Origin of the sequence: Halomonas sp. H5, assembly GCF_050613175.1 — a bacterium.
Classification (GTDB): Bacteria; Pseudomonadota; Gammaproteobacteria; order Pseudomonadales; family Halomonadaceae; genus Bisbaumannia; species Bisbaumannia salifodinae.
Genome location: NZ_CP192510.1, coordinates 2,698,615 through 2,716,581, shown reverse-complemented (window position 1 = coordinate 2,716,581; position 17,967 = coordinate 2,698,615). Strand labels below are relative to the sequence as shown.

Sequence of the window (17,967 nt, the reverse complement as noted above, 5' to 3'; positions counted from 1 at the left end):
CTTTTCCCGTGAACGCGGCCCGCAAGCGAGACAGTGATGAAAGTCGTACAACTCAACGAGAGCGCCCCCCGAGATGCCTGCCTGGCGCGGCTGTGTGCCGAGGTCTATGGTCAGGCGGCGGGGCTGACCCCCCTGGTGCGCTTCGCCGCCACCCGCCGGGTGCTGTTCGCCCAGGAAGCCGCGCGGTTGCTGGCGGCGGTGGACGGCGCGGGTCGCCCCCAGGCCCTGGCGTTGCTGGTGCTGGATGCCGCCGGCCAGGGCATGACCCTGACCCTGAGCTGCGCCCTGGACGGCGATGAGGAGCCAGACGATCGGGAGGCGCCGCGCCGTGCCCTGATCACCGAGCTGGCCACCAAGGCCCCGCTGCGGGTGGAGGCCGAGGATGCCGACGCCGAGGCCTTCTATCGCGACTGCGGCATCAGCCGCTGGTTTGCCGGTCGCGACGGGCAGCGCATCGGCCTGGGGGCGCGCCATCCGGCGGCGACCCTGGCCGAGGCCGGGGCGCCCATCGCGGTCGATGACGCCGAGGTGCTGCGCCGCTTCAAGCACGACACCAAGGGCTTCGAGGAAGAGAAGGAGCGCTTCGTGCAGGGCCTGGCCAGTTTTCCCGAGTGCCTGACCTGAGTTTCGCCGAGTCACCTGCCGTGACTTGACCGCCGGGCCATTCGGCGGTTGCATAGCCAGGACAGTCGTTAGCCCATTAAGGATATTCCCATGGCCAAGCGTATCCAGTTTTCCCGCACCGGCGGTCCCGAGGTGCTCGAGTTCGCCGATGTTCCCCCCGCCGACCCGGGCCCCGGTGAGGTGCGCGTCAAGAACGCCGCGGTGGGCCTCAACTTTATCGATATCTACTTCCGCACCGGCCTCTATCCGGCGCCGTCGCTGCCCTCGGGGCTGGGCACCGAGGGGGCCGGGGTGGTGGACGCCGTGGGTGAGGGGGTGACTCACCTGGCGGTGGGCGATCGCGTCGCCTATGCCCAGGGCCCGTTGGGCGCCTATGCCGAGTTGCATACCCTGCCCGCCGCCAAGCTGGTCAGGCTGCCCGAGGCCATCGACTTCGAGACCGCCGCCGGCTGCATGCTCAAGGGACTCACCGTGCAGTACCTGATGCGCCAGACCCATGAGCTCAAGGGCGGCGAGACGATCCTCTGGCACGCCGCCGCCGGCGGCGTCGGCTCCATCGCCTGCCAGTGGGCCAAGGCCCTGGGCGTGAAGCTGATCGGTACCGTCAGTTCGCCGGAGAAGGCGGCGCTGGCCGAGAAGAACGGCGCCTGGGCGACCATCGACTATACCAAGGAAGATGTGGTCGAGCGGGTGCGCGAGCTGACCCATGGCGAGATGTGCGATCTGGTCTACGACTCGGTGGGCAAGGACACCTGGGAGACCTCGCTGGACTGCCTCAAGCCGCGTTCGCTGATGGTCAGCTTCGGTAACGCCTCGGGGGCGGTGGAGGGGGTCAACCTGGGCATCCTCAACCAGAAGGGCTCGCTGTTCGTGACCCGCCCCAGCCTCAACGGCTATGCGGATACCCCGCAGCGGCTGCAGGCCATGGCCGATGAGCTCTTCGCCATGCTGGAGAGCGGCAAGATCACCATCGATATCGCCCAGCGCTTCCCCCTGGCCGAGGCGGGCAAGGCCCAGGAGGCCCTGGCCAGCCGCCAGACCACCGGCTCGACCATTCTGTTGCCGTAATTCGCCCGGGCTGTGTCCGGAGCTTTAAGCTAGAAGAAAAAACCGCCTCCGAGGTCTTGCCTCGGAGGCGGTTTTTTTCTTTGGCTCTTCGCACTCTGGCGTGAATGCCGCCGTGGGAGCGCGGATTCCGCGCGATATCGCCCGAAGGGCGATCCTGGCTTCCACTAGGGGCGACTTCGTCGCCCAATCGCTCGGCACAGCCAAGCTCCCACAATAGCAAGCCGGAGATCGGCCATGCCGTGGCTTCACGCTTCCAGCTCTCGGCGCAGCCGGGGAGTTATTCCAGCTCCACGTAGGCGCCTAGGGCGCGCATCCGCGATTCGAAGGTGGTGACGTTATCCACCAGGGCTTCCGGGCCGTAGGCCACGCATTCGGCGAGGATCGCCTCGATCAGGGTGATGGCGGAGAGGATCGACGGGAAGAAGTGGGGCGTGGCGGTGGCGATATTGAAGGTCACCGCGGCGCCGGGCACCAGCGGCGAACGCAGGGTGTCGGTGATCACGATGGCATCGACGCCGTTGGCCCGGGTGATCTCCAGGGCGCGCACCGTCTCGGCGCAGTAGGGGTCGAAACCGATCGCCACCACCAGGTCGCCCTCGCCGAAGGGCGCCAGCTCCGTCAGCAGGCCCCCCTCCTGGCCGCGAATCAACTGGATATTGGGCATGGCGATGCGCCCCACGTAGGCGAAGTGGTAGGCGCAGGCGAAGGTATCCCGGAAGCCCACCACCGCCACCTTGCCGGCCGCCAGCATGCGCTCGGCCGCCTCGCGCACCTTGGCCTGGGTATCGGTAGTGAAGAGCCGGCCGATATTGTCGAAGGCGGTATCCCCCACATCGAGAAACACCTGGTCGTCGGTATTGGCCAGGGCCTTGAGGCTGGAGGCCCGCCCCGAGAGCTCGATGGGCCCGGACTGCACCGCCGACTGGAAGATCTCGCGGAACTGCTCGTAGCTGTCGAAGCCCAGCCGCTTGGCCAGGCGCATCAGCGTGGAGGGGGTCACCTCCGCCGCCGTGGCCGACTTGCGGATCGACTGGAAGGCGATCTCCATGGGCTGTTCCAGCACATAGTTGGCCGCCAGCTTGAGCTGGGGGCTGAGCTCGGCGTAGCAGGCGGCCAGGGCCTGATTGACCTCGTCCAGGGATGTCGGGGAGTGTTCTTGCATCCAATTACCTCGTGTAGACAGCGCCGTCGCCGATAGGCGCTGCCATGCTGGCGTAGCGAAGGGCGCCTGGCAAGCCGGCGCGCTCACCTAGTCCATCGCCGAGACGTCGGACCGCTGCTGAAGCAGGCTTGTATGTTTGAAGGAGACCCAGAAAGGGCAATAGTGAGAAGGCTTGGTTGGCCACTGGTGTTGTGGGAGTCCGGCTCCCCGGCGGTCCGACGCTTCGGCGATTGGGCGACGAAGTCGCCCTTGGCTGCCGATCAGGATCGCCCTTCGGGCGATATCGCGCGGACCCGGGACGCCGGACCGCCGCGCTCCCACGGAAACCGCGGTGGCGGCTTGAGGGGCAACATAGAATCTCCCACCGTGTATTCACGCCAAAGTGCGATGCCCCGCTTTTCCTTATCAATGATACGTATGGTTCATTCTGTATTTTTATACGACACAAACGTATTGACTTGCCCCTGGGACTCCCCGTAGCATGCGTCGAAGAAACGGATGTGTCGCTATTTATCTATTACTGGCACTGATGTTTCATCTTCCGCGAGGCCGGCCGGCAGTGGCGACCGACGGCCTCGATGTTATCTCGCCATGCCCAGGCAGGCCCTGCCGAGGAGAGACGATGCAACGCCCCGAGACCCTGATCATCGAGCGCCAGGCGGCGGTGATGGTGATTCGCTTCAATCGCCCCCACCGCCTCAACGCGGTGGTGGAGCCGCTCTATCGGGAGCTGCTGGCGGCCCTGGCCGAGGCCGAGCGGGATCCGCAGATTCGCGCGGTGGTGCTGAGCGGCGAGGGGCGCGCCTTCTGCGTGGGCGCCGATATGAAGGAGCATGGCGCGGCCGGCCGCACCCTGCACCAGCGCCGCGAATACCTGCAGCTGGGCAACGATGTCTGCGAGGCGATCCTGCGCAGCCCGCTGCCGGTGGTCGCCGCGGTCAACGGCTATGCCCTGGGGGCCGGCGCCGAGATGGCGGTGGCCTGCGATTTCATGGTGATGAGCGAGGCGGCCCAGATCGGCTTCCCCGAGGTCAGTATCGGCACCTGCGTGGGCGGCGGCGTCTCCCGGCTGCTGCCCCAGCTGGTGGGGCTGGGCCAGGCCCGGCGCCTGCTCTATACCGGGGCGCGCATCGATGGCGTCGAGGCGGCGCGCCTCGGGCTGGCCAGCCAGGCGGTGCCCGCCGAGGCGCTGATGGACGAGGCCCTGAGCCTGGCCGAGACCCTGAGCCGCCAGGCGCCCATCTCCCTGGCCATGCTCAAGCGCCTGGTCAACCAGGGCAGCCACGAGAGCCTGGAGAGCCAGTTGCAGCAGGAGCTGGACGCGGTCTTCCGCTGTTCCACCACCGCCGACTGGCAGGAGGGCGTGGACGCCTTCGCCGAGAAACGCTCACCGAACTTCAAGGGGTGCTGAGATGAATCGCGCACGTCACCTGTCCAGCCGCAGCCCGCTGCACGACTTCCTCGCCCCCCGCTCGGTGGCCGTGGTGGGGGCCTCCCAGGATCCCACCAAGCGCGGCTACAAGGCCATGGTGGGGCTGGTCAAGCAGGGCTTCCGGGGCGCCATCTACCCCATCAACCCCAAGGTGGAGCAGGTCATGGGGGCCAAGGCCTACGCCTCCCTCGGCGAGCTGCCGGGGCCGGCGGACCTGGCGCTGATCTGCACCCCGGCGACCACGGTGCCGGGGCTGATTCGCGAGTGTGGTGCCGCGGGCGTCAAGGGCGCGGTGATCCTCGCCAGCGGTTTCGGCGAGACCGGCGAGGCCGGCGCCGCCCTGGAGGCGGAACTGCTCGCCGTGGCCCGGGAGGTGGGGGTGCGGCTGATCGGCCCCAACACCTCCGGGGTCTTCAACCTGCACCACAACCTCAACCTGCTGGCCCTGGACAACGTCAGGCCGGGGGGCGTGGGCATCGTCTCCCAGTCCGGCAACATGCTGCTGTCCCTGGCCCTGGAGGCCCAGCACAATGGCCGGGTCGGCTTCAGCACCTATGTGGGGCCGGGCAACCAGACCGATATCGGCTTCGCCGACTACCTGCGCTACCTGGGCGAGGACGCCCATACCCAGGTGGCCACCCTCTATGTGGAGGGCTTCCAGGATGGCCGCCACTTCCTCGACGTGGCCCGGGAGGTCACCGCCGCCAAGCCGGTGGTGGTCTACAAGTCCGGCGCCACCGAGGCCGGCCAGCGGTCCGCCAGCTCCCACACCGGGGCGCTCGCCGGCAGCTACGCCATGACCGTCGACCTGCTGCGCCAGGCCGGAGTTAGCGTAGTGCAGTACTCCGATGAGATCCTGCCGGTGGCCGAGGGGCTGGAGCTGTTGCAGAAGGCCCGCGGCAAGCGGGTGGCGGTGCTCGCCGACGGTGGCGGCCAGGCCACCATCGCCGCCGACCGCCTGGCCGAGGCGGGGCTGACCCTGGCCACGCTCTCCGAGACCACCCGGGCGCGGCTGGCCGAGATCCTCTTCCCCCAGGCGTCCCTGGCCAACCCGGTGGACGTGGCCGGCAGCAGCGACGCCGACCCCCTGGTGCTGGCCCGCTGCATGGAGATCCTCGCCGAGGACGCGGGGGTCGATAGCGTCTTCCTGGTGGGCATGTTCGGCGGCTACAGCATCCGCTTCGCCGACTCGCTGCTGGGCGACGAGATGCGCGGCGCCGAGTCGATGATCGAGCTGGCCCGGCGCGTCGACAAGCCGCTGGTGGTCTACAGCCTCTATGCGCCGATCAAGCCGCCAGCGCTGCGTCGCCTCCACGAGGCGGGGCTGCCGGTCTACTACTCCATCGAGCATGCGGTGCGCGCCCTGGCGGCGCTGGGCGAGCGGGGCGCCTACCTGGCCGCCGATCACGCCCGCCCCGAGGCGGTGGCGCGGCTGCCGGAACCCGAGGCGGCCTTCAGCCGTGCCCGGGCCGAGGGACGCGACCTGCTGGAGCCGGAGGCCAAGGCGCTGTTGGCCGTCCATGGCATCCGGGTGCCGGAGGAGCGCCTGGTGCGCGACGCCGTGGAGCTGGCCGAGGTGGCCGAACACTTCGGCACCATGCCCCTGGCGATGAAGGTGGTCTCCAAGGATATCCTCCACAAGTCCGATGCCGGCGGGGTGCGCCTCGACCTGGTAGGCGAGGCGGCGCTCCGCGAGGCCCATGACGCCATCCTCGCTTCCTGTCGCGCCTATGCTCCCGAGGCCGAGATCGAGGGCGTGCTGGTCACGCCCATGGCGGCCAAGGGGGTGGAGGTGATCATCGGCGTCAGCCGCGACCCCATCTTCGGGCCGGTGCTGATGTTCGGCCTGGGCGGTATCTTCGTGGAGATCCTCGAGGACGTGGCCTTCCGCGCCATCCCGCTGTCCCGCCATGACGCTCGCTCCATGGTGGCGCAGATCAAGGCCAAGAAGATCTTCGAGGGGGTGCGCGGTGGCGCGGCCATCGATCAATCGGCCCTGGTCGAGCTGCTGCTGCGTATCTCCCAGCTCGTCGAGGCCTACCCGGAGATTCAGGAGCTCGACCTCAACCCGGTGATCGCCTATGCCTCGGGTTACGCCGTGGTGGACGCCCGGGTTATCGTGGCGAAGGAAGGGACCGACGCCTCGCCCGACCCGACAACCCGCACCAAGGAGAGCCTCGCATGACCCTGCCGACCCTGACCGATGCCCGCCTGACCCTGGAGAACCGGGTGGCCACCCTGACCCTGGATCGTCACGATGTGCGTAACGCCCTCACCGGCACCGCCCTGATCGACGATATCGTGACCACCGCCGACTGGGCCAACGCCTGCGACGAGGTCTCGGTGCTGGTGATCACCGGGGCCGGTTCGGCCTTCTCCGCCGGCGGCAACGTCAAGGACATGGCGGAGCGGGGCGGCGATTTCGCCGGCAACGTGGCCGAGGTGGCGGAGCGCTACCGCCGCGGCATCCAGCGCATTCCCCTGGCGCTGGCCGCCGTGGAGGTGCCGATCCTCGCCGCGGTCAACGGCCCCGCCATCGGCGCCGGCTTCGACCTGGCCAATATGGCCGATATCCGCATCGCCTCCCGCAAGGCCAAGTTCGGCGAGACCTTCCTCAACCTGGGGATCATCCCCGGCGACGGCGGGGCCTGGCTGATGCAGCGGCTGATCGGCTACCAGCGCGCCTTCGAGCTGACCCTCTCCGGCCGGGTGATCGACGCCGAGGAGGCCAGGGAGTACGGCATCGTGCTGGAGGTGGTCGAGCCCGGGGCGCTGATGGACCGCGTCAACGAGCTGGCCTCGCGTATCGCCGCCCAGCCCCCCAAGGCGACGCGGCTGACCAAGCGGCTGATGAAGCTGGCGCAACGCACCGAGCTCAAGGACTTCCTCGACCTCTGCGCGGTCTTCCAGGGCATGTGCCATAACGAGCCGGAGCACCTGGACGCGGTCAACGCCATGCTGGAGAAGCTGGCCAAGTAGCTCGAGTGATACTGCGACATGGCCTATCTCCGACTAGCTATTGTGGGAGTTTGGCTTTGCCGAACGATTGGCGCCGCCAGGCGCCTTGGTGCTTGCCAAAATCGCCCTTCGGGCGATATCGCGCGGAATCCGCGCTCCCACTGTGTATTCACGCCAAAGAGCGATGAGCAACGAAAAAGCCCCGGCATATTAGCCGGGGAAAAACGATGCGAGTAAGCCAGTCGGACGCGATCAGAACTCGAAGCGGGCGGAGAGCCAGAGGCGGCGGCCTTCCTCGCTATTGGCGTAGACATTGCCGTAGCTGTTGCCGCCGTCGTAGGCACGGTAGTCGACGAAGTCCTTGTCGAGCAGGTTGTAGACGGTGGCGCTCAGGGTCACGTTATCCGCCACGGCATAGCTGCCGCCCAGATGGAAGAGGCTGTAGGCCTTGAAGTCTCCCAGGTCGTCATAGGAGGGCGCGCCGCGGACCCGCGAGCGGTTGCGATAGCGCTCGCTGCGGTACTCGGCGGCGAGCCAGGTGCTCAGGCGCTCGCTGGCCTGCCAGCGCAGGGTGGCGTTGACGGCGTGCTCCGGGGTGTCGGTCAGCGGGTCGCCGGCGTTCTCGCCGCTCTTCTGCTCGCTGTCGGTAAAGGTGTAGTTGGCGCTCAGGTGCCAGGCCGGGGCCAGTTGCAGGCGTGCGGAGAGCTCCACCCCCTGGGTCTCCGCCTCGTCGATATTGACCTGCTGGGCGTAGGTGCCATCGGGAATCGAGGGGTCGCCGCTGACCACGATATCCCCGCCGTCGGCGATCTTGTCGTCGAAGCGGTTATGGAAGAGGGTGGCGCTGGCCATGAAGCCGGCCTGGTTATCGAAGTGGAGGCCCACTTCGCTGCTGGTGCTGGTCTCCGGCTGCAGGTCGGGGTTGCCGATGGTCAGGACGGTGCCCTGGCCGGTGACGCCGTTGATGCCGTCGTGCAGGTCATTGAGCGAGGGGGTGCGGTAGCCGCGGCTGACCCCGCCCTTGAGGGTCCACTGGTCGCTGGCGTTCCATACCAGGTAGCCGCGCGGGCTGAACTGGCTGCCGAAGGCGTCATGGTGGTCGTAGCGCCCGCCCAGGGTCAGCGCCAGGTCGTCACGCAGCAGCCACTCGTCCTCGGCGAACAGCGCCCAGGTGGTCTGCGCGAAGGTCTCGGTGGCCAGGCCGTCGCTTAGCTCGGCATCCCACCACTGGCCGCCTACCGTTGCCATATGGTTGCCCAATGGCATCACGAACTTGCTGTCGAGGACGGTATTGGTGGTTTCCAGTTCCCGGGCGGCGCCGCCGACGAGGGTCGGGAAGTCGGGGTAGGGCTGGCCGATGGTGCCGGGGATGGTGCGCCCGAGGGTCTCGGTGGTATTGCGCATCAGGCTCGATTCCAGGGTGCCGGCGGAAAAGCGCCCGGTATGGCCGATGGCGAGTTGCTCGCGCTCGAAACGCAGTTCATCGGCGTAGCCGTTGGCGCTGCCCGGGTCCGGCTCGCAGCTGCGATCGCGGCCATCGAGGGTACCCAGCTGGCAGTCGTCGTTGTTGTAGCGCTGGCGATTGATCTCGCCGTCGAGCCAGAGGTCGTGATCGTCATTGGCGGCCAGGGTCAGGCGCGCGCCCAGGTTGTAGTTGCGCCCCTCCACCGGGCTGGGGCCGCGCTGGCTGACCTCGATGGGCTCGCCATTGGCGTCCTGGTACGTCAGGCTCGAGGCTTCCCGGTCGTAGAGGCGGCCGCGCAGCTGCAGGCCGAGGCGATCCTCGACCAGGGGGCCGCTGGCATAGAGGCTCAGGGCGCGGCTGTCGCCGAAGTCATCGTCCTCGTTGAGGGTATTCTCCACCTCCAGGGAACCGTTCCACTCCTGGTCGACCCGGCGGGTGATGATATTGATCACCCCGCCCATGGCGTCGGAGCCGTAGAGGGTCGACATGGGGCCGCGGATCACCTCGATACGCTCGATGCTGGAGATCGGCGGGAAGAAACTGGTGCTGGTCTCGCCGAAGCCGTTGGGGGTGACGCTGCCGGCGGCGTTCTGGCGGCGGCCGTCGATCAGGATCAGGGTGTAGTCGCTGGGCATGCCGCGGATGCCGATATTGCGGCCGCCGGTCTTGCCCACCTGGCCGCCCACATCGACCCCCTCCACGTTGCGCAGGGCATCCGCCAGGCTGCTGATACGCTGCTCCTGCAGTTCTTCCCGGGTGATCACCGAGATGCTGGCCGGGGCGTCGCGCAGGGTCTGCTCGAAACCGGCGGCGGTGACCACGATGTTGTCGAGGCGCGCCGACTCATCGGCGAGGGCGGGCAGGCCGGCGGAGGCCAGGGCCACGGCGAGGGCCAGGCGGGAGCGGGACGAGAGGCGCATGGGGATCCTTGTCGATTTCTTGAATGAGAGTAATTATCGAATGCGGTGGTGATTCTAAAGCGATAAGTTCCCGAGGCGCAGGGGGCGGAGGGGAAACGGTCCGTTGCGTAATCCGCAACATGAGAGTCAGCGTTGGACGGGAGCAGTGGCGGGAGCGAGGCGGGGCCTGCCATGCTAAGCCTTTGACGACAGGGAGGTTGGGACGTGTCCGATGCCGTGCTGGTCTATGGGGTGCTGGGGCTGACCCTGGTGGGCTTCGTCTGGGGGCGCTTCCGCTATGACCTGGTGGCGCTGATGGCGCTGCTGGGGTCGGTGCTGTTGGGACTGGTCCCCGGTGAGGCGGCCTTCCTCGGCTTCGGCCATCCGGCGGTGATCACTGTGGCGGCGGTGCTGGTGCTGAGCAAGGGCTTCGAGCGCTCGGGACTGGTGGATATCATCGCCGAACAGGCGCTGCGCATCGGCGAGCGATTGCTGCTGCAACTGTTGGTGCTGACCGGTACGGTGCTGCTGCTGTCGGCGGTGATGAACAACGTGGGGGCCCTGGCGCTGATGCTGCCGGTGGCCATGCGCCTGGCCCGGGCCCACGATACCTCCCCGTCCATCCTCTTGATGCCGCTGGCCTTCGGCTCCCTGCTGGGAGGGCTGATGACGCTGATCGGCACGCCCCCCAATATTATCGTCGCCAGCTATCGGGGCTCGGTCACCGGGGAGAGCTTCGGCATGTTCTCCTTTACCCCGGTGGGGGTGGTGGTGGCCCTGGTGGGGCTCGTCTTTATCGTGCTGTTGGGTTGGCGCTTGACGCCCCGGCGCCAGGGCCAGGCCAGTGCCGACGAGCTCTTCGATACCGCCAATTACCTGGTGGAGCTGCGCCTGCCCGAGGAGGCCAAGGCCTGCGGCTGGACCCTCAGCGAGCTGCAGCAGGAGCTGGGCGAGACGGTGCCGGTGATCGGGGTGATTCGCGATGACAAGCGTCGCCCCGGCCACGCCTTCCTGGGCGCCCTGCGCGCCGGCGATGTGTTGCTGGTGGAGGGCGGCCCCGAGGAGATCAAGCTGCTGGAGGACAAGGCGGGGCTACGCCTGGGGGCCGAGCCCGAAGCGGCGGATGAGGAGGCGGAAGCCGGGGACGAGGCGGCCGAGCCACGGGAGGTAGCGGCAGTCGACGGCGAGGGCAAGGAGGACAAGAAGGAGAAGGAGAAGGAGAAGGAGAAAGCCCGGTCGCCCTCCACCGAGGGGCTGCAGCTGGTGGAGGCGGTGGTGCGCAACGACTCCATGATGGTCAACCGCACCGTGACCCAGTTGCGCTTGCATCATCAGCATGGCCTGCACCTGGTGGCGGTGGCCCGGGACGGGGCCCGCCTCAAGACGCGGCTGCGGGAGATCCGCTTCCGCTCCGGCGATGTGCTGCTGCTCCAGGGCGACGAGGCGGGCCTGGCCGAGGCCCTGGGTACCCTGGGCTGCCTGCCCCTGGCCAGTCGCAACCTGACCCTGGGTCAGCCGCGGCTGCTGCTGGTGTCGCTGGCCATCTTCGCCCTGGCCATCGCCGCCATGCTGCTGGACCTGCTGCCGGCGGCGGTGGCGCTCTCGTTGGCGGCCCTGGCCTCGCTGCTGGTGGGGGTCTTGCCGCTGCGTGACGCCTACCAGGCCGTGGATGGCCCGGTGATCGTGCTGCTCGGCGCCATGATCCCGGTGGGCCAGGCGCTGGAGACCAGCGGCGGGGCGGCGCTGATCGCCGAGACCCTGCTGGTCTTCGGCGCCGACTGGCCGGTGGTGGTGACCCTGGCGGGGTTGTTTGTGCTCTCCATGCTGCTCTCCAACGTGATCAACAACGCCGCCGCGGCGCTGTTGATGGCGCCCATCGCGGCGAGCCTGGCCGACGGCTTCGGGGTCTCGCTGGATCCCTTCCTGATGGTGGTGGCGGTGAGCGCCTCCTGTGCCTTCCTGACCCCCATCGGTCACCAGTCCAATACCCTGGTGATGGGGCCCGGGGGCTACCGCTTCGGCGACTATTGGCGCCTGGGCCTGCCGCTCTCGCTGCTGGTGCTGGTGGTGGCGCTGCCGATGATTCTGTGGGTCTGGCCGCTGTGACGCCAAAAAAACGCCCCGGCCGATGGCCGGGGCGAAGGGGTACCTCGGGGAGGATCAGGCGGCGTTGTGCCAGATCACCTTGTCCTGCTGCTGGGCGAAGGCCTCGAAGGGGAAGTCATCCACCGTCAGCATCTCCAGCACCTCGGCCTCGAAGCGGACCATGAAGGTCGCCTCCTCCTCGTCGATCAGGCCGGTCTCCCGGGCGGCGGCGATGCGCTGCTCCGGATGCAGGGCGGTGGCCGGCAGCTCGCCCTTGGCGTAGGCCTTGTTGAGCTTGCGATAGAGCGGTTCGGCGCGGTCGTACTCGGCCAGCAGGGCGTTGTAGCGGGCCAGGGGGTTGTCCCGCTGCCCGTCGCCTTGCGCGTCCCAGGTATGTGTCAGCATCTTGTGGCGCAGGGCGCTGTCCCGGGAGATCGCCTGGGCGATGGTGCGGGCCAGGTCGTCGTGGGGACGCTTGAAGCGCTTGCCCCGGGGCATCACGATCAGCCGCAGGCCGCGCCCCAGGGCGCGGCTGGGCAGGTTGTCGAAGAGCTCATCGAAGGCCTGTTCGGCGCGGTTCAGCAGGTACTGACAGCTGTAGTGGAGCAGGGCGGCCTCGCCCTCCACCTGGTCGCCCTCCTGCCAGGACTTGAGCACCATGGAGGCGAGGTAGAGGTTGGAGAGCACGTCGCCGAGGCGCGCCGAGAGCATCTCGCGCTGCTTGAGGCTGGCGCCGAGGCTGGCCATGGCGGCGTCGGCACACAGGCTGAAGCCGGCGGACAGGCGCGCCACCTCCTGGGCGTAGCGCCTGGCCTCGGCGTCGAAGGGCACCGCCGGCTTGCCGAGGCCGAAGGCCTGGGTGAAGGCGCGGGCGGCGTTGCCGAAGATCAGGCCGGCATGGCCGAAGAAGGCGGTGTCGAAGGCGTTCAGGTCGTCGGCGTCCTTGGCGGCCAGCTCCTCCAGCACATAGGGATGGCAGCGGATCGCCCCCTGGCCGAAGATCATCAGGTTGCGGGTCATGATATTGGCGCCTTCCACGGTGATCGCCACCGGGTTGGCGCTATAGCCGATCCCCAGGTAGTTGCGCGGCCCGAGGGTCACCGCCTTGCCGCCATGGATATCCATGGCATCGCCGAGGACCTGGCGTTGGAACTCGGTGAGCTGGCTCTTGAGGATCGCCGAGGGCACCGCCGGCTTCTCGCCGGCATCGATGGTGTTGGCGGTCTGCAGCACCGCCGCCTGGGCGATATAGGCGAGGGCGGTCATGCGTGCCAGGGGCTCCTGGACGCCCTCCATCTCGGCCACGGGGACATTGAACTGGCGACGCACCCGGGCGAAGCCGCCGCTCCAGCCCAGGGCGTAGCGGGAGGTGCCGGTGGCGCCGGAGGGCAGGGTGATGCAACGCCCCACCGAGAGGCACTCCACCAGCATGCGCCAGCCCTGTCCGGCCATCTCCGGGCCGCCGATAATGGTGTCCAGGGGCACGAAGACGTCCTTGCCCTTGATCGGCCCGTTCATAAAGGGGCTGCCGATGGGGTGGTGGCGGCGGCCGATCTCCATGCCGGCGGTGTCCCGGGGGATCAGCGCGCAGGTGATGCCCAGGTCCTCCTCGCCGCCGAGCAGGCGCTCCGGGTCGAACATGCGGAAGGCCAGGCCCACCACGGTGGCGATGGGCGCCAGGGTGATCCAGCGCTTCTCGAAGTTGAGGCGCAGGCCCAGCACTTCCTTGCCGTCCACCAGCTGCTTGCAGACGATGCCGGTGTCGGGCAAGGCGGTGGCATCCGAGCCGGCCCGCGGGCCGGTGAGGCCGAAGCAGGGGATCTCGCGACCGTCGGCGAGCCGCGGCAGGTAGTGGTCCTTCTGCTGCTGGGTGCCGTACTTGAGCAAGAGCTCGCCCGGGCCCAGGGAGTTGGGCACGCCCACGGTGACCATCAGGGTCTCGTTGATCGAGAGCTTCTGCAGCACCAGGGACTGGGCCTTGGCGGAGAAGCCCAGGCCGCCATACTCCTCGGGAATGATCATGCCGAAGAAGCGCTCTTTCTTCAGGTAGTCCCACAGCTCCGGGGGTAGGTCGGCGCGCTCGCGGGTGATCTCCCAGGCGTTGGTCATACTGGCGGCCACGCTGCACTGCTGGTCGAGGAAGGCCTGCTCCTCGGCGCTGATGTCCTCATAGCGGTTCGCCAGCAGCGCCGACCAGTCGGGCTTGCCGGAGAACAGCTCGCCATCCCAGGCCACGGTGCCCGCCTCCAGGGCGGTGCGTTCGGTCTCGGAGACCCTGGGTGAAACCTTCTTGAACAGGGCGAACAGCCGCGGACTGAGCCAGCGGCGGCGCAGCGCCGGCAGGCCCGCCAGCGCCACCCCGGCGGCGCCGATCAACAGCAGGGTCCCCAGCACCGGGCTACCCAGGGCCAGGGCGACGATGCCCACCACGGCGAGCACCGCCAGGGCGGGCAGGGCGCCGGCCTCGCGGCGCATCACCGCGACCAGGCCTGCCGCGGCGAGCAGGATCAGGATCAATTGGGTCATCGCGACCTCCCTCTGTGGTTCGGATGGCAAGGCTTTCGAACAGTTGTTTGAATTTCTCAAGCCTAGTCGATTTCCCGCCGGGCCGCCAGGGGGCGCGAGCCATAAAAGCTTCATCGCACTCTGGCGTGAATACCCTTGTGGGAGCGCGGATTCCGCGCGATATCGCCCGCAGGGCGATCCTGGCCAGCACCCAAGGGCGACTGCGTCGCCCAATCGTTCGGCAGAGCCAAACTCCCACAATAGCAAGCTGGAGCTTTCCCAGGTCGTGGCTTCACGCTGATCTGCGATAAACCATAAAAAAACCCCGCCGGCATGGGCGGGGTCGAAGGGCTGAGGAGACTAGTCTCAGCGATGGGCTTCATCGAGTCGGCGCTGCGGTTCCTGCTGGGCCGGGGCGCCCTTGGCCACGTAGTAGGGGGCGTCGCTCTTGGGCAGCGGGTCGCGGCCGCGGATCTTGTCGGCGATCTTCTCCGCCAGCATGATCGTCGGGGCGTTGAGGTTGCCGGTGGGGATCACCGGGAACAGCGAGGCGTCCACCACCCGCAGCCCCTCCAGGCCATGGACCTGGCCGGCGCCGTTGACCACGGCGTCGTCCCCCTCGCCCATGCGGCAGCTGCCGCAGGGGTGGTAGGCGGTCTCGGCATGCTCGCGGACGAAGGCGTCCAGCTCGGCGTCGGTCTGGACGTCCGGGCCGGGGGAGATCTCCCGGCCGCGGTAGGGATCCATGGCCGGCTGGGCGATGATCTCGCGGGTCAGGCGAATGGCGTCGCGGAACTCCTGCCAGTCCTTGTCGGTGGACATGTAGTTGAAGAGGATGCTCGGCGCCGCCTTGGGATCCCGGGAGGTGAGGCGCACCCGGCCGCGGCTCTCGGAGCGCATGGAGCCCACATGGGCCTGGAAGCCGTGGGCCTGGACGGCGCTCTTGCCGTTGTAGCTGATGGCGATGGGCAGGAAGTGGTACTGCAGGTTGGGCCACTCCTCGGCGTCGTCGGTACGGATAAAGCCCGCCGCCTCGAACTGGTTGCTGGCGCCGATGCCGGTGCCGAGGAACAGCCATTCGGCGCCGATCTTCGGCTGGTTGTACCACTTCAGCGCCGGATAGAGGGAGATCGGCTGGGTGCACTCGTACTGGATATACATCTCCAGGTGATCCTGGAGGTGGGCACCGACGTTGTCGTTGACCAGCACCGGGGTGATGCCGAGCTCGTCGAGGAGCGCCTGGGGGCCCACGCCGGAGCGCTGCAGGATCTGCGGCGAGGCGATGGCGCCGCCGCACAGCAGCACCTCGCGGCGCACCCGTACCCGCTGCGTCTGGCCCTTGCGCTCATAGCGCACGCCCACGGCGCGCTTGCCCTCGAACTCGATGATATCGGTGGTGGCCCGGGTCTCGATGGTCAGGTTGGGGCGCTGCTTGGCGGTGTCCAGGTAGCCCCGGGCGGTGGAGGCGCGGCGTCCCTGGGGGGTGACGAAGCGGTCCATGGGGCCGAAGCCCTCCTGCTGGTAGCCGTTGACGTCCTCGGTGGCCGGGTAGCCGGCCTGGACCCCGGCCTCGATAAAGGCGTGGTAGAGGGGGTTGTTGCCTTCCTTGGGGGTGGTCACGCTGACCGGGCCGTCGCCGCCGTGATAGTCGTTGGGGCCGATATCGCGGGTCTCCGCCTTGCGGAAGTAGGGCAGGCAGTCGGCGTAGGTCCAGTCCTCGAGGCCCGGGCGCTTGGCCCAGTAGTCGTAGTCCAGGGCGTTGCCGCGGATATAGCACATGCCGTTGATCAGCGAGGAGCCGCCCAGGCCCTTGCCGCGGCCGCACTCCATGCGCCGGCCGTCCATATGCGGCTCCGGGTCGGTCTCGAAGGCCCAGTTGTAGCGCTTGCCCTGCAGCGGGTAGGCCAGTGCCGCCGGCATCTGGGTGCGGAAGTCGAAGCGGTAGTCGGGGCCGCCGGCCTCCAGCAGCAGCACCTGGACCTCGGGGTCCTCGGTGAGGCGGGTGGCAAGCACATTACCGGCGGAGCCGGCGCCGATAATGACGTAATCGAATTCGCGGATCTGGGACATGGGGATCTCCCAAGGCTGAAAAAGAGGGTGGGCTTTGGGCTGGTGCAGAGTAGCCCGCGGCTGATCCGTGGACGGGGCTAGGAGGGGCGCTGTGAATCCTTCCCTGGACGCTACCGATGCCATCCCTGGCATCGAACCCCCTCTACACCCCGTCCACGGCGCCGCTCATCTTGGTGGCCGTGGCGGCCCAAGGCTCTGGGCGGGGTCTTAGAAGACCGACTCGAAGGCGCCCATCTCCACTTGCACCGACTTGGTCTGGGTGTAGTGGGCGAGGGTCTCGATGCCGTTCTCGCGGCCCACCCCGGACTGCTTGTAGCCGCCCACCGGCATCTCGGCGGGGGACTCGCCCCAGGTGTTGATCCAGCAGATGCCGGCCTCCAGGCGATGAATGGCGCCATGGGCGCGATTCAGGCTCTCGGTGAAGACGCCGGCGGCCAGGCCGTACTGGGTGTCGTTGGCGCGGCGGATCACTTCGTCCTCGTCATCGAAGGCGAGGATCGCCATCACCGGGCCGAAGATCTCCTCGCGGACGATGCGCATCTCGTCGTGGCAGTCGGTGAACACCGTGGGGGCCGCCCAGGCGCCCCGTGCGAAGTCGCCGCTGTCCCAGGCCTCGCCGCCGGCCAGCAGGCGGGCGCCTTCTTCCTTGCCCTGGGCGATATAGGAAAGCACCTTCTGCTGGTGCTCGAAGCTCACCAGGGGGCCGAAGTTGACTTCCGGGTCGCGGGGGTCGCCGGCCTTGATGCGCGCCACCCGCTCGGCCACCTTGGCCTCGAAGGCGTCCTTGACGCGGCGGTCGACGAAGACCCGGGTGCCGTTGGTGCAGACCTGCCCGCTGGAGTAGAAGTTGGCCATCATGGCGGCGTCGGCGGCGCGGTCCAGGTCGGCGTCATGGAAGACGATCAGCGGCGACTTGCCGCCCAGCTCCATGGTCACGTCCTTGAGGGTGGAGCCTCCGGCGGCGGCCATCACCTTCTTGCCGGTGCCCACCTCGCCGGTGAAGGAGACCTTGGCGATGCCGGTGTGCTCGGTGAGCAGGGCGCCCACCCGGCCGTCGCCCTGGATGACGTTGAAGACGCCGTTCGGCAGGCCCGCCTCGGTGAAGATCTCGGCCAGCTTGATGGCGGTCAGCGGGGTCACCTCGCTGGGCTTGAAGACCACGGCATTGCCGGCGGCCAGCGCCGGGGCGGCCTTCCAGCAGGCGATCTGGATGGGATAGTTCCAGGCGCCGATGGCGCCGATCACGCCCAGCGGCTCGCGGCGGGTATAGACGAAGGAGGTGTCGCGCAGGGGAATCTGCGCGCCCTCGATGGCCGGGGCCAGGCCCGCGTAGTATTCGAGGACGTCGGCGCCGGTGACGATATCCACCGCGGCGGTCTCGCTGATCGGCTTGCCGGTGTTGAGGGTCTCCAGCGCCGCCAGTTCATCGTTGCGTTCCCGGAGCAGGGCCACGGCGCGCTGCAGGATGCGTCCACGCTCCATGCCGGTCATGGCGGCCCACGCCTGCTGGCCGGCCTGGGCGGCGGCCACGGCGCGATCCACGTCTTCGGCCGAGGCCTGCTGCACCCGGGCCAGCTCGCTGCCATCATAAGGATTGATGGCGGCGAAGGTCTCGCCGGAGGTGGCGTCGACGGCCTGGCCGTCGATATAGAGCTGCTGAGTCGGAAGCGCGGTCATGGGGACCTCCTGAGAAAGGGTA

At 68.3% G+C, this 17,967-nt stretch carries 11 protein-coding genes; 6 read left to right on the top strand and 5 right to left on the bottom strand.

The window, feature by feature from the left end; translation table 11 throughout:
* Positions 1–36 precede the first annotated feature (36 nt).
* On the top strand, positions 37–624 hold the full coding sequence (locus ACQ1W9_RS12585; RefSeq protein WP_431023682.1) for a hypothetical protein: 588 nt from the start codon (positions 37–39) through the stop codon (positions 622–624).
* Between the two features lie 90 nt (positions 625–714).
* Complete coding sequence (locus ACQ1W9_RS12580; RefSeq protein ID WP_431023681.1) at positions 715–1,692, top strand: NADPH:quinone reductase; 978 nt, start codon at positions 715–717, stop codon at positions 1,690–1,692.
* Positions 1,693–1,969: 277 nt separating this feature from the next.
* Here ACQ1W9_RS12580 and ACQ1W9_RS12575 read toward each other — a convergent pair whose 3' ends face one another.
* Positions 1,970–2,854 carry a MurR/RpiR family transcriptional regulator gene (locus tag ACQ1W9_RS12575; protein ID WP_431023680.1) on the bottom strand — a complete coding sequence of 295 codons (885 nt, stop codon included), beginning with the start codon at positions 2,852–2,854 and terminating at the stop codon, positions 1,970–1,972.
* A 622-nt stretch (positions 2,855–3,476) separates the two neighbouring features.
* Between ACQ1W9_RS12575 and ACQ1W9_RS12570 the strand changes: the two genes are divergently transcribed.
* Genes ACQ1W9_RS12570 through ACQ1W9_RS12560 form a run of 3 tightly spaced genes read left to right on the top strand, consistent with a single transcriptional unit; the run spans position 3,477 to position 7,265 of the window.
* Complete coding sequence (locus ACQ1W9_RS12570) at positions 3,477–4,265, top strand: enoyl-CoA hydratase/isomerase family protein (RefSeq protein WP_431023679.1); 789 nt, start codon at positions 3,477–3,479, stop codon at positions 4,263–4,265.
* 1 nt (position 4,266) lies between these two features.
* Complete coding sequence (locus tag ACQ1W9_RS12565) at positions 4,267–6,471, top strand: acetate--CoA ligase family protein (protein ID WP_431023678.1); 2,205 nt, start codon at positions 4,267–4,269, stop codon at positions 6,469–6,471.
* Complete coding sequence (locus ACQ1W9_RS12560; RefSeq protein WP_431023677.1) at positions 6,468–7,265, top strand: enoyl-CoA hydratase-related protein; 798 nt, start codon at positions 6,468–6,470, stop codon at positions 7,263–7,265. Before ACQ1W9_RS12565 ends, ACQ1W9_RS12560 begins: the two co-directional genes overlap by 4 nt.
* 231 nt (positions 7,266–7,496) lie before the next feature.
* Here the strand turns inward: ACQ1W9_RS12560 and ACQ1W9_RS12555 are convergent, their stop codons facing one another.
* Complete coding sequence (locus ACQ1W9_RS12555) at positions 7,497–9,629, bottom strand: TonB-dependent receptor domain-containing protein (protein ID WP_431023676.1); 2,133 nt, start codon at positions 9,627–9,629, stop codon at positions 7,497–7,499.
* Positions 9,630–9,833: 204 nt separating this feature from the next.
* Between ACQ1W9_RS12555 and ACQ1W9_RS12550 the strand changes: the two genes are divergently transcribed.
* A complete protein-coding gene (locus tag ACQ1W9_RS12550) occupies positions 9,834–11,714 on the top strand; it encodes an SLC13 family permease (RefSeq protein WP_431023675.1) in 1,881 nt (626 codons plus the stop codon).
* Positions 11,715–11,768: 54 nt separating this feature from the next.
* On the opposite strand, the gene ACQ1W9_RS12545 is transcribed toward ACQ1W9_RS12550, so the two are convergent.
* The 3 genes from ACQ1W9_RS12545 to betB form a co-directional block, all read right to left on the bottom strand.
* Complete coding sequence (locus ACQ1W9_RS12545) at positions 11,769–14,219, bottom strand: acyl-CoA dehydrogenase (RefSeq protein ID WP_431023674.1); 2,451 nt, start codon at positions 14,217–14,219, stop codon at positions 11,769–11,771.
* A gap of 345 nt (positions 14,220–14,564) precedes the next feature.
* The gene (gene betA / locus ACQ1W9_RS12540) at positions 14,565–16,268 is read right to left on the bottom strand and encodes a choline dehydrogenase (RefSeq protein ID WP_431023673.1); all 1,704 of its coding nucleotides are present in this window, start codon (positions 16,266–16,268) and stop codon (positions 14,565–14,567) included.
* Positions 16,269–16,475: 207 nt separating this feature from the next.
* Positions 16,476–17,945, bottom strand: coding sequence for a betaine-aldehyde dehydrogenase (betB, locus tag ACQ1W9_RS12535; protein ID WP_431023672.1), 1,470 nt, complete (start codon positions 17,943–17,945; stop codon positions 16,476–16,478).
* Between the last annotated feature and the right edge of the window lie 22 nt (positions 17,946–17,967).

What these genes read in the sequence shown, in the direction of transcription:
- ACQ1W9_RS12585 (WP_431023682.1), top strand. Translation starts at nt 37, where the DNA reads ATGAAAGTCGTACAACTCAACGAGAGCGCCCCCCGAGATGCCTGCCTG.
- ACQ1W9_RS12580 (WP_431023681.1), top strand. Translation starts at nt 715, where the DNA reads ATGGCCAAGCGTATCCAGTTTTCCCGCACCGGCGGTCCCGAGGTGCTC.
- ACQ1W9_RS12575 (WP_431023680.1), bottom strand. Translation starts at nt 2,854, where the DNA reads ATGCAAGAACACTCCCCGACATCCCTGGACGAGGTCAATCAGGCCCTG.
- ACQ1W9_RS12570 (WP_431023679.1), top strand. Translation starts at nt 3,477, where the DNA reads ATGCAACGCCCCGAGACCCTGATCATCGAGCGCCAGGCGGCGGTGATG.
- ACQ1W9_RS12565 (WP_431023678.1), top strand. Translation starts at nt 4,267, where the DNA reads ATGAATCGCGCACGTCACCTGTCCAGCCGCAGCCCGCTGCACGACTTC.
- ACQ1W9_RS12560 (WP_431023677.1), top strand. Translation starts at nt 6,468, where the DNA reads ATGACCCTGCCGACCCTGACCGATGCCCGCCTGACCCTGGAGAACCGG.
- ACQ1W9_RS12555 (WP_431023676.1), bottom strand. Translation starts at nt 9,629, where the DNA reads ATGCGCCTCTCGTCCCGCTCCCGCCTGGCCCTCGCCGTGGCCCTGGCC.
- ACQ1W9_RS12545 (WP_431023674.1), bottom strand. Translation starts at nt 14,219, where the DNA reads ATGACCCAATTGATCCTGATCCTGCTCGCCGCGGCAGGCCTGGTCGCG.
- betA (WP_431023673.1), bottom strand. Translation starts at nt 16,268, where the DNA reads ATGTCCCAGATCCGCGAATTCGATTACGTCATTATCGGCGCCGGCTCC.
- betB (WP_431023672.1), bottom strand. Translation starts at nt 17,945, where the DNA reads ATGACCGCGCTTCCGACTCAGCAGCTCTATATCGACGGCCAGGCCGTC.